Here is an 11,040-nt window from a genome sequence, read left to right as displayed (position 1 = left end):
GTTGTCGTAGTGTCACCAGGGTTGACGCGCGGGGGAGCGCACTGTGTTCACACGGGAGGGACACTCGGATGGCACCGCTTATCGGCCGACGACTGCGTAAGGGGGCGGCCACGACAGCGGTGGCGGCGGCCGCGATGGCCGCCCTCACCGCCTCTCAGGCGCCCGGGTTCGCCAATTCGGACCATGGTGACCGGAACCGGGAGCAGCGGGCCGGGGAGGCACCGGCGCCCGACGACACCCCCATTGACGGTGGTTCGTCGTACCACACCGATCTGCCGCCGTTGGTCACCCCCGACAAGCCGGGCTCCTCGGTCGACCTGCCGGGGCTCGGGAACAGCACCAAGCCCGAGGCGGGCATACCCGCGAGCGTCCTCGCCGCTTACAAGAAGGCCGAAGCGGCCCTGAGGGAGTCCAACCCCGGCTGCAATCTGCCCTGGCAGCTGCTCGCCGCGATCGGCAAGGTCGAGTCCGGCCAGGCTCGCGGCGGCAATGTGGACGCGAACGGCACCACCGTCTCGCCCATCCTCGGCCCGGTGCTCAACGGCGACGGCTTCGCACTGATCAAGGACACCGACGGCGGCGCCTACGACGGCGACAGCACGCATGACCGGGCCGTGGGCCCCATGCAGTTCATCCCGTCCACCTGGGCCAGCTGGGGCCGGGACGGCAACGGTGACGGTGAGAAGGATCCCAACAACATCTATGACGCGGCCCTCGCCGCGGGCAGCTACCTCTGCGCCGGCGGCCGCGACCTGTCCGTCAAGGCCGATCTGGACAGCGCGATCCTCGGCTACAACCACTCGCAGGAGTATCTGAACACCGTCCTGTCGTGGTTCGAGTACTACAAGCGCGGCACCCATGAGGTCCCCGACGGCACCGGTGTGCTGCCCTCGGGCGACAAGTCCAGTGGCGGCTCGGGCGACAAGGACAAGGACACGGGGAAGGGCAGCGGAGCGGGCAAGGACACCGGCAACGGCGGGGAGCACGACGCCCACACCCTGCCCAAGCCCGACGGGGACTCCGAAAGCTCCACCCCGACCCCTCCGGCCGATGGCGACGACGGGACCCCCGGCTCCCAGACCCCGGCCCCCAAGCCGCCCACCACCACTCCGCCCACCACCCCGAGCGGCACCAGCAAGCTCACCACCGTCGGCGCGCAGCGGCTGTCCGCCGTCGCGGGCACCAATTTCGCCCAGTCGCCGCAGGTCAAGGCCGTGGACGCGGCGGGCAAGCCGGTGGCCGGTGCGAAGGTTCGGTACGAGATCCTGGGCGAGACCGACGCCCGCTTCCTCGGCCTCGTCACCTCCGCCACCGTGCTGACCGGCTCCGATGGCACCGCCACCGCGCCGAAGCTGCTCGCGGGCGAGAAGGCCGGCGCCTTCACCGTGCGCGCCACCGCCGTGGGACGGGAGGCCGCCCCGGTCGAATTCGCCGCGACCGTCACGGCCCGTCCGGTACCGCAGGCCGATGCGCTGGCCCGGATCGGCGACAAGAAGCTCACGGCCCAGACCGGCGGCTCCTTCGCCGACGCGCTCACCGTCACGGCCACCAACAAGGGCAAGGCCACGGCGGATGTGCCGGTGACCGCCACCATGATCACCTCGGCCGAACAGCCCGAGGCGAACGACAAGGGCCCCTACTTCCTGGACGCCGCGGGCAAGCCGGTCCGCACCCTGACCGGCCTGAAGACCAACGCCTCCGGGCAGCTCACGCTGCCGAAGATCCTCACCGATGACCAGGCGGGCACCTTCCTGCTCCGGCTCACCACGGAGGGCGGCGCGGTGCTGGACGTCGAGCTGACGGTCACCCAGGCCCCCGCCTCGTAAGCGCCGCTCCGCGCACCGGGCAGTTTCCTCGCACCGCCCCTGGGCCCCGCCGGGTCCAGGGGCGGTGCGACGCTTTCCCGCCTTCGTGTTCTCATCTGCGGCCCCCGTTGCTACGGTGCCCCATCCCTGACGAAGCGTCAGGCAGCGCCTCGTACCGGACCCACGAGGAGGCCCGTATGCGTGCCCTCGTCGCCGCCGCGATCGGACTCGCCGCCGCCCTCGCCATCGTCCTGACGGTGACGGCCATCGGCGTGCCCAGCGGGGAGACCTCCCCGGACCCCCTGCTCACCACGGTCCCCGAGCACCCCTGAGGGAGGGACATCCGCCATGCGCCGCAGAGCAAGCCTGGTGCTGCTGGCCTTCGCCGTCTTCTTCGCCGCCCTCGCGCCGCTGCTGCGCTGGTACGCCTATCCCCGGCTGGCCAAGATCCCGCCCAGCGAGTACCAGACGGCGGTCCTGGAGGCGAGTCCGGCCACCCTGCTCGACTACGGCACCATGAAGCCCCACACCGTCTCCAAGGTCAGCATCGTGCAGACCCTGCGCGGCAATGTGGCGGCCGCCGGGAAGGTAGGGAAGGAGACCGGGCGCGATGTCGTCGTCTGGGACGCCCTGTCGTACGTCGCCGGGCCCGACGGCAAGATGGTCTCCAAGATCCCCGAGCGCTATGTCTTCGACGCCCACTCCCAGGACCCGGTGCACGCCGGCGGCGAGCACGTCGACGGGGACTCGGTGCGCCGCGACGGCATCGAGTACAAATGGCCGTTCCTCACCGAAAAGCGCGACTACCGCTACTTCGACGCCCAGACCCGCACCTCCGCCCCGATCCACTACAAGGGCACCCGGACCTTCCGCGGCCTGAAGGTCTACTACTTCGAACAGACCATCCCCTGGACCAAGGTGGCGCTGCCCAAGACCATGCCGGTCGACGGCGTCACCCCCGAGACCGTCGCCAAGGCCGGCACCTCCCGCTGGTACAGCACCAAGCGGATGTTCTGGGTCGAGCCCACCACGGGCGCCCCGGTCAACGGAGAGGAGATCCACAAGGAGGAGCTGCGCGGCGGCACGCTGCTGGGCGACCGCGACCGGGTGACCGTCTTCTCCGGCCATGTGAAGATGCGCGAGGACTACGTCCGGCACACCGTGGACCTGGTCACGTCCCAGCGCCAGCTGGTCCTCGCGCTCACGACCTACCTGCCGTGGGGCTTCCTGATCCTCGGGACGGCCCTGCTCGCGCTCGCCCTGCTGCTGGAGGCCCGCGGCCGCACCGCGCACCGGCCACGGCCCGTACCGGCCCCCGCGTCACCATCCGTCCCCGGGATTCGCTCGTGGCGGCGAAGCCGGTAGGGGCCGGCGCGGGCTCAGCGGCGGGCGTTGGTCCGCCGGGTCGGCTCGGCCGTCGTCGGGTCCTCCGGCCAGGGATGCTTGGGATACCGGCCGCGCAACTCGGCCCGCACCGAGCGGTAGCCGTCCTTCCAGAACGACGCCAGATCGGCGGTGACCGCGGCCGGACGCCCCGCCGGGGACAGCAGGTGCACCAGCAGCGGCACCCGGCCGCCCGCGATCCGGGGCGCCTCCTGCCAGCCGAACAGCTCCTGGAGCTTGACCGCCAGCACGGGCCGGTCCCCGCCGTAGTCCACCCGCACCCGCGAACCGCTCGGCACCTCGATCCGCTCCGGCGCCAGCTCCTCGAACCGCGCGGCCTCGCCGGTGGCCCACGGCAGCAGCCGGGCCAGCGCCACCCCGGCGTCCACCCGCTCCAGGTCGGCACGTCTGCGGGCGCGCGCCAGCTCCACCCCGAGCCAGTCGTCCACGCGGTCCAGCAGCGCCGCGTCGGAGACATCCGGCCAGGCCCCGCCCAGCTCCCGGTGGAGAAACGCCATCCGCTGCCGTACCGCCGTGGCCTGTGCCGACCAGCGCAGCAGCCCCGTCCCCTCGCGGCGCAGCCCCTCCAGCAGCGCCCGCCGCACCGCGTGCTGACCGGGGTCGGCCAGCGGCCGGGACACCAGCTCGATCGCGCCGAGCCGGCTCACCCGGCGCGCCAGCACGTCCCCGTCCGCCCAGCGGACCTCCGCACCGTCCGAGGCCAGCGCCGCGGCCGCGGTCCGGGCGGTGTCCTCGTCGGTCACGGCCGCGAGCCGCACCCGCGCCGACGCGGCGGCCACCGGCCGGTCCGCGACGGCCACCGCGAGCCATGGGGCCGCGCCCAGCCGTGAGCCGTCGCCCAGCTCCGCGCCCGTCCCGGCGGCCATGAGATACGCCCGCTCGCCCCGCCGCCGGGCCACCCGCTCCGGGAACGCCAGCGCGGCCATCAGCCCCGCCACCGCGTCCTCGCCGCGCGCCAGGCCGTCACCGCCGCGTGCGCCGTCCGCACCCGCGAGCCCCTCGGCGGCCAGGGCGTGTTCGAGCCGCCGGGCCTCCTGGCGCCAGCGGGCGGCGTAGGGGTCGCCACCGTGGCGGGCGGTGCGCCAGGCGGCGGCCAGGTCGTCGCCGTACTCCCGCGGGGGTTCCTCGCTCAGCAGGGCCACCACCTCGGCCGCCCGCCGTGCGCCGACCTCCTCCGCGCCGTCGATGAGGGCCCGCGCCAGGCGCGGGTGCAGGCCGAGGCGGGCCATCCGGGTGCCGCGTTCGGTGGCCCGTCCCGCGGTGTCCACGGCGCCGATCGCGGCCAGCGTCCCGCGTGCGGCCGTCATCGCCCCGGCGGGCGGCGGATCGAGCAGCGCCAGACCCGAGGCGTCCGGATCGCCCCAGCACGCCGTCTGTAGCGCGAACGCCGTAAGGTCCGCGCCGGCGATCTCCGGGGACGGGAAACGCGGCAGCCGGGCGTCCTCCGCCTCCGGCCAGCAGCGGTAGACCACCCCGGGCGCCTCACGCCCGGCACGGCCCGCGCGCTGCCGTGCGGCGGCCCGTGACGCCCTTACGGTCGTCAGCGCGCTCAGTCCGCGTGCGTGGTCCATCCGGGGCTCCCGCGCCAGCCCGCAGTCCACGACGATCCGCACGCCCGGCACGGTCAGGCTCGACTCGGCGACCGAGGTGGCCAGCACCACCCGCCGCCGTCCGCCGTCCGCGCCCGCGAGCACCGCCTCCTGGACGGCGGCGGGCGCCCGCCCGTGCACCTGGAGGACCTCCGCCCCGGCGAGCCCGCCCAGCTTCCCGGCCACCCGGGCGATCTCCCCGACGCCCGGCAGGAAGCACAGCACATCGCCCTCCCGCTCGCGCAGCGCCCGCCGCACCACGGCCGCGACATGGTCCAGCAGGGCGGGGTCCACCCGCATCCCGTGCGGCGGCCTCACCGGACGCTCGGGCGGCGCCCACACCACCTCCACCGGATGGGACACGCCCGGCGCCGAGACGACCGGCGCGGGCTCCCCAGGGCCGTCCCCGCCGTCCGGCCCGCCCTCGCCGAGCAGCCGCGCCCAGCCCTCCGCGTCCGTCGTCGCCGAGGCGGCGATCAGCCGGAGGTCGGGGCGCAGCGCGGCCCGGACGTCCAGCAGGAAGGCGGCGGCCGTGTCGGCGTCCAGGTGGCGCTCGTGGCATTCGTCGAGCACGACCACATCGACGCCGGTCAGCTCCTGGTCGCGGTGCAGCCGCTGCACCAGCACACCGGTCGTGACCACCTCGACCACGGTGCCGCGCCCGGCCTGCCGCTCGCCGCGCACGGTGAAGCCGACCTTCCCGCCCGTCCGCTCGCCCAGCAGCCACGCCATCCGCCGCGCGGCGGCCCGTGCCGCGATCCGCCGCGGCTCGGCGACCAGCACCCGCCGCACCGGTCCACCGCCCACCAGCCCGGCGAGCACCAGCGGCACCAGCGTCGTCTTACCGGTGCCCGGCGGCGCGCACAGCACCGCGACGCCGCGCTCGTCGAGCGCGCGCAGCAGCTCGGGCACGGCGTCCTTGACGGGCAGGCGGTCGAGGGCCTCGGTGCGCGGGCCCGCGGGGACGTTCGACGCCGTCAACGCTTCCGCCTCAGTCCCGCTCGCATACGAAGATCGCCGTGCCGGGGATCAGGTTCCCCCGCAGGGGGGACCAGCCGCCCCACTCCTGGTGGTTCCACTCGGGCCATTCCGGTTCGACCAGGTCGACCAGCCGGAAGCCCCCGGCCACCACGTCCCGTACCCGGTCGCCCAGCGTCCGGTGGTGTTCCACATAGACGGCCCGGCCCGATTCGTCCTGCTCCACGTAGGGCGTGCGGTCGAAGTAGGAGGCGGCGACGGACAGCCCCTCGGGCCCCGGTTCGTCGGGGAACGCCCAGCGGATCGGATGCGTCACCGCGAAGACCCACCGGCCGCCCGGCCGCAGCACCCGGCGCACCTCGCGCATCACCCGCACCGGCTCGGCCACGAACGGCACCGCCCCGTACGCGGAGCACGCCAGGTCGAAGGAGCCGTCCCGGAAGGGCAGGGCCGTGGCGTCGGCCTGTACCAGCGCCACCCCGGACCCCTCAGGGGCCCCGGAGGCGGCGGCCTCCGCGTCGATCCGCCGTGCGTGCCGCAGCTGCCGGTGGGAGAGGTCCAGCGCCACCGGCCGCGCCCCCTGGGCCGCCAGCCAGCGGGCGCACTGCGCGGCGCCCGCGCCCACCTCCAGCACGTCGCGCCCCTTGAGCGCCTCCACCGGACCCAGCAGCCCGGCCTCCGCCTCGTCCAGTCCCTCCGGGCCCCAGACGAACCGGTCGTCGCCCAGGAAGGCGCCGTGCTCCTCCTGATACTCGTCCGCGTTGCGGTCCCACCATCCCCGGCTGGCCCGGCTGCTCTCCGCCTCGTCGGCGATCCGGCGGGTGGCCGTCGGCTCGGCGGCCTCCCCAGCGGTGCTGGGCTCGTGTTCTTGGACCATCTCGGGTGTCGTCGTACTCTCTGTCTCGACCTGCGGGTGCGGGACGCGGCGAGGACCGCGTCGCCGCGCGGACCGTGCAATTTGCCGGGTTCGGGGCGTTGGTCCCCGCGTGCGCTCTTCGTGCATTGACCATGCCCGGCTGCCCCCGTATGCTACAAGTTGCGCTGCGGGCCTGTGCGCCTCGGACGGAGCAGGCCGCACTCGCATCTGTTGTATGTCCCCTCGGTTGTCGAGGCGCTTACACTTTTCGATCACTCGCAAATCGGAAAGAGTGGAACGCCTCCAAGGCTGTCCGGCTTCGGCGGTGCGATAAGGGTCCTTGGCGTAGCAGTACCTACGACTTCATGTCCGTACCGGAGCCCTTTTCCACATGACGAGCAGCACCGAGGCAACCCGCACCACCCCGCAGGTGGCGGTAAACGACATCGGTTCCGAGGAAGCCTTCCTCGCCGCGATCGACGAGACGATCAAGTACTTCAACGACGGCGACATCGTCGACGGCGTCATCGTGAAGGTCGACCGGGACGAGGTCCTGCTCGACATTGGTTACAAGACCGAAGGCGTCATCCCCTCCCGCGAACTGTCGATCAAGCACGACGTCGACCCCAACGAGGTCGTGGCCGTCGGCGACGAGATCGAGGCCCTCGTTCTCCAGAAGGAGGACAAGGAAGGCCGGCTGATCCTCTCCAAGAAGCGCGCCCAGTACGAGCGCGCCTGGGGGACCATCGAGAAGATCAAGGAAGAGGACGGGATCGTCACCGGTACCGTCATCGAGGTCGTCAAGGGTGGTCTCATCCTCGACATCGGCCTCCGTGGCTTCCTCCCCGCCTCCCTGGTGGAGATGCGCCGCGTCCGCGACCTTCAGCCCTACGTGGGCAAGGAGCTCGAGGCGAAGATCATCGAGCTCGACAAGAACCGCAACAACGTGGTCCTGTCCCGCCGCGCCTGGCTGGAGCAGACCCAGAGCGAGGTCCGCCAGACCTTCCTCACCACCCTTCAGAAGGGCCAGGTGCGCTCCGGCGTCGTCTCCTCCATCGTCAACTTCGGTGCGTTCGTGGACCTGGGCGGCGTCGACGGTCTCGTCCACGTCTCCGAGCTGTCCTGGAAGCACATCGACCACCCGTCCGAGGTTGTCGAGGTCGGCCAGGAGGTCACGGTCGAGGTCCTGGACGTCGACATGGACCGCGAGCGCGTCTCCCTGTCGCTCAAGGCGACCCAGGAAGACCCGTGGCAGCAGTTCGCCCGGACCCACCAGATCGGTCAGGTCGTCCCGGGTAAGGTCACCAAGCTCGTGCCGTTCGGTGCGTTCGTCCGCGTGGACGAGGGCATCGAGGGTCTGGTCCACATCTCCGAGCTGGCCGAGCGCCACGTGGAGATCCCGGAGCAGGTCGTCCAGGTCAACGACGAGATCTTCGTCAAGGTCATCGACATCGACCTCGAGCGCCGCCGCATCAGCCTCTCGCTGAAGCAGGCCAACGAGTCCTTCGGTGCCGACCCGTCCGCGGTCGAGTTCGACCCGACCCTGTACGGCATGGCCGCGTCCTACGACGACCAGGGCAACTACATCTACCCCGAGGGCTTCGACCCGGAGGCCAACGACTGGCTGCCCGGCTACGAGAAGCAGCGCGAGGAGTGGGAGCGCCAGTACGCCGAGGCGCAGCAGCGCTTCGAGCAGCACCAGGCGCAGGTCATCAAGTCCCGCGAGGCCGACGAGCAGGCCGCTGCCGAGGCGGGCGGCGCCGCCCCGTCGCAGGGCGGGCAGGCGTCCGGTGGCGGTTCGTACTCCTCGGAGTCGGCCGACAACTCCGGCGCCCTGGCTTCGGACGAGGCGCTGGCCGCGCTCCGCGAGAAGCTGGCCGGCGGCCAGAGCTGACCAGCGGCCGCTAGTCGGCACCAGCTGAGCCGGTAAGGCCCGCTCCCCCTGGGGAGCGGGCCTTACGCGTGCTCGGCTGGTCGGGGGAGTGGGCCTTATGCGCGGGCGGTTTGGGGTGCCTGGTGCGGCCTTATGCGTGCTCGGGGCGCCGCACGCTGACCGAAACCGAGTCCACGGTCACGCTCCGGGCATCGTCGATCCTGATGCCCTCCCGGTCGCCGCGGACCGTGATCCCCTCGACGGTCCAGTACGAGGCGCCGTTCAGGCGCAGCCCATAGCCGTCGCGCGCGGTGAGGACCGCCTTCGGCGAGCCGGTGAGGGTGATCCGCGAGCCGGAGGTGCCGGAGACGGTGATCTCGAAGCTGCCGTGATAGCTGCCGTCGGCGAGCCGGATCGTATCGCCGGGCCGGGCCGCGTCGAGGGCCTCCCTGAGCCCGTCCGTGTCGAAGACGGAGATCGGGGCGGCGGTGGCGGCCGGGGCCTGCCGCGCGGTGGTGCCCGCCGCGATCAGCCCGCCGGTGGCGATCAGTCCGGCGGCGAAGGCGGTGAGGAGGGTGCGTAATCGGGTGGGGGTGCGGCCGGGGGAGTGCATAGGGCTGCCTTCCTGTGCCGTGACCAGCCGGCGCGATCGCCCGGTTCTGATCAGTGAACGCCGGATGACATGGTGAACCGCTGACGGCTCGCGAAGATAGGTGTGCCGGATAGCGCCGTCAACCCCGCGACGTGCGCCGACGTCGGGATCGGGCCGCTGCCGTACCGCCCAAGTGGGCATCGCCGAAGCGCGGTTCACCGCCGTCCGGGCGATCGGACCTCCCGCTCGGGGAATGCCCCCGCCCCCGTTCGGTGTTCTTCGATGCGAACCCGAGGAGGAGCGGTCACAGTGCATGATCCGCAGGAGTTGTACGCATGGGAGCCGAGCGGACTGGCGGAGGTCGACGCGATAATGTCGCGGGACTCGGCCGGGCTGGTGCTGCTGTACCACTTCGACGGCTATATCGACGCCGGTGAGACCGGGGACCAGATCGTCGAGCGGCTGCTCGACGGCCTGCCGCGCAAGGTCGTCGCGCGTTTCGACCACGACCGGCTGGTGGACTACCGGGCCCGTCGCCCACTGCTCACCTTCCAGCGCGACCGCTGGACCGCCTACGAAACCCCGAAGATCGAGCTGCATCTGGTGCGCGATGCGACCGCGGCCCCGTTCCTGCTGCTCGCCGGGCCCGAGCCGGACGTGGAGTGGGAGCGGTTCGCGGCGGCCGTGCGTCAGCTGGTCGAGCGGCTGGGGGTGCGGCTCGCGGTGAACTTCCACGGCATCCCCATGGGCGTTCCGCACACCCGTCCGGTCGGCATCACCCCGCACGGCAACCGCACCGACCTGATGCCCGGTCATCGCGGCTACTTCGACGAGGCGCAAGTGCCCGGCAGCGCCGAGTCCCTGATCGAGTACCGGCTCGCCGAGGCGGGCCACGACGTGCTCGGCGTCGCCGCGCATGTGCCGCACTATCTGGCCCGGTCGGCCTACCCGGACGCGGCGCTCACCGCGCTGGAGGCCATCACCGCGGCCACCGGTCTGGTCCTGCCGGGGCCGGCGCACACCCTGCGCAACGAGGCCCTCAAGACGCAGGAGGAGATCGAGCGGCAGATCTCGGAGGGGGACGAGGAGCTGGTCGCGCTCGTCCGGGGGCTTGAGCACCAGTTCGACGCGGTGGCCGGGGCCGAGAGCCGTGGCAATCTGGTCGCGGAGCCGGCCGAGCTGCCCTCGGCGGAGGAGCTGGGGGCGGAGTTCGAGCGGTTCCTGGCCGAGCGGGAGGGCGAGGGCGGAGCCTGAGCGATGGCTCCGCCGCCGCGCCGTATAGCGTGGGCCCCATGCTGAAGCTGGGGCTCACGGGCGGAATCGGCGCGGGCAAGAGCGAGGTCTCACGCATCCTGACCTCATACGGAGCGGTGCTGATCGACTCTGATCGGATCGCTCGGGAGGTGGTCGAGCCGGGGACGCCGGGACTGGCCGCCGTCGTGGCCGAGTTCGGCCCCGAGGTGCTGACCGCCGGCGGCCGCCTGGACCGGCCCAGGCTCGGCGGGATCGTCTTCAACGACCCCGAGCGGCTGAGCGCGCTGAACGCGATCATCCACCCCCTGGTCCGGGACCGCTCCGCCGAGCTCCAGGCGGCGGCCGCCCCGGACGCCGTCGTCGTCCACGACGTCCCGCTCCTGGCCGAGAACCAGCTGGCCCCGCTCTACGACCTGGTCATGGTCGTGGACGCCACGCCCGAGACGCAGCTCGACCGGCTGGTACGGCTGCGCGGCATGACCGAGGACGAGGCGCGGGCCCGGATGGCGGCGCAGGCCACGCGTGCGGATCGGCTGGCGGTCGCCGATGTCGTGATCGACAACAATGGCCCGATCGAGGCGCTGGAGCCGCAGGTCGGAAAGGTCTGGGCGGATCTGGTCGAACGGGCGGCCGGCACGCGGAACTGAGCGGGCGGCCGGCGCGGGGCCAGCGGGGGCTGGTGCGGAGCG

At 72.7% G+C, this 11,040-nt stretch carries 9 protein-coding genes; 6 read left to right on the top strand and 3 right to left on the bottom strand.

What is annotated here, in order from left to right; translation table 11 throughout:
* The first annotated feature begins 68 nt into the window (after positions 1 to 68).
* The 3 genes from N6H00_RS10810 to N6H00_RS10800 all read left to right on the top strand — a co-directional run bounded on the left by N6H00_RS10810 (position 69) and on the right by N6H00_RS10800 (position 3,170).
* Complete coding sequence (locus N6H00_RS10810) at positions 69 to 1,826, top strand: lytic transglycosylase domain-containing protein (protein WP_268971381.1); 1,758 nt, start codon at positions 69 to 71, stop codon at positions 1,824 to 1,826.
* Positions 1,827 to 2,002: 176 nt separating this feature from the next.
* Positions 2,003 to 2,137, top strand: a complete 135-nt coding sequence (locus N6H00_RS10805) for an SPW_0924 family protein (protein ID WP_268971380.1) — start codon at positions 2,003 to 2,005, stop codon at positions 2,135 to 2,137.
* A gap of 16 nt (positions 2,138 to 2,153) precedes the next feature.
* Positions 2,154 to 3,170: a DUF3068 domain-containing protein gene (locus N6H00_RS10800; RefSeq protein WP_268971379.1), complete on the top strand. Its 1,017-nt coding sequence runs from the start codon at positions 2,154 to 2,156 to the stop codon at positions 3,168 to 3,170.
* 14 nt (positions 3,171 to 3,184) lie between these two features.
* On the opposite strand, the gene hrpB is transcribed toward N6H00_RS10800, so the two are convergent.
* Together hrpB and N6H00_RS10790 are read right to left on the bottom strand one after the other, a co-directional pair.
* Complete coding sequence (gene hrpB / locus N6H00_RS10795) at positions 3,185 to 5,779, bottom strand: ATP-dependent helicase HrpB (RefSeq protein ID WP_268971378.1); 2,595 nt, start codon at positions 5,777 to 5,779, stop codon at positions 3,185 to 3,187.
* A 10-nt stretch (positions 5,780 to 5,789) separates the two neighbouring features.
* Positions 5,790 to 6,653, bottom strand: coding sequence for a class I SAM-dependent methyltransferase (locus tag N6H00_RS10790; RefSeq protein WP_268971377.1), 864 nt, complete (start codon positions 6,651 to 6,653; stop codon positions 5,790 to 5,792).
* A 370-nt stretch (positions 6,654 to 7,023) separates the two neighbouring features.
* Here N6H00_RS10790 and rpsA point away from each other — a divergent pair, with 370 nt between their 5' ends.
* On the top strand, positions 7,024 to 8,526 hold the full coding sequence (gene rpsA, locus N6H00_RS10785; RefSeq protein ID WP_268971376.1) for a 30S ribosomal protein S1: 1,503 nt from the start codon (positions 7,024 to 7,026) through the stop codon (positions 8,524 to 8,526).
* Positions 8,527 to 8,656: 130 nt separating this feature from the next.
* Here rpsA and N6H00_RS10780 read toward each other — a convergent pair whose 3' ends face one another.
* A complete protein-coding gene (locus tag N6H00_RS10780; protein WP_268971375.1) occupies positions 8,657 to 9,118 on the bottom strand; it encodes a hypothetical protein in 462 nt (153 codons plus the stop codon).
* Positions 9,119 to 9,406: 288 nt separating this feature from the next.
* Here N6H00_RS10780 and N6H00_RS10775 point away from each other — a divergent pair, with 288 nt between their 5' ends.
* Both N6H00_RS10775 and coaE read left to right on the top strand, forming a co-directional pair.
* Positions 9,407 to 10,351 (top strand): PAC2 family protein, encoded by a 945-nt coding sequence (locus N6H00_RS10775; RefSeq protein WP_268971374.1) that lies wholly within the window; start codon positions 9,407 to 9,409, stop codon positions 10,349 to 10,351.
* Between the two features lie 38 nt (positions 10,352 to 10,389).
* Positions 10,390 to 10,998, top strand: coding sequence for a dephospho-CoA kinase (gene coaE, locus N6H00_RS10770; RefSeq protein ID WP_268971373.1), 609 nt, complete (start codon positions 10,390 to 10,392; stop codon positions 10,996 to 10,998).
* Positions 10,999 to 11,040: the final 42 nt, after the last annotated feature.

The sequence above is a fragment of the Streptomyces sp. S465 genome, from assembly GCF_026898115.1.
Classification (GTDB): domain Bacteria; phylum Actinomycetota; class Actinomycetes; order Streptomycetales; family Streptomycetaceae; genus Streptomyces; species Streptomyces luomodiensis.
This window is presented reverse-complemented; position numbering and strand designations above follow the sequence as displayed.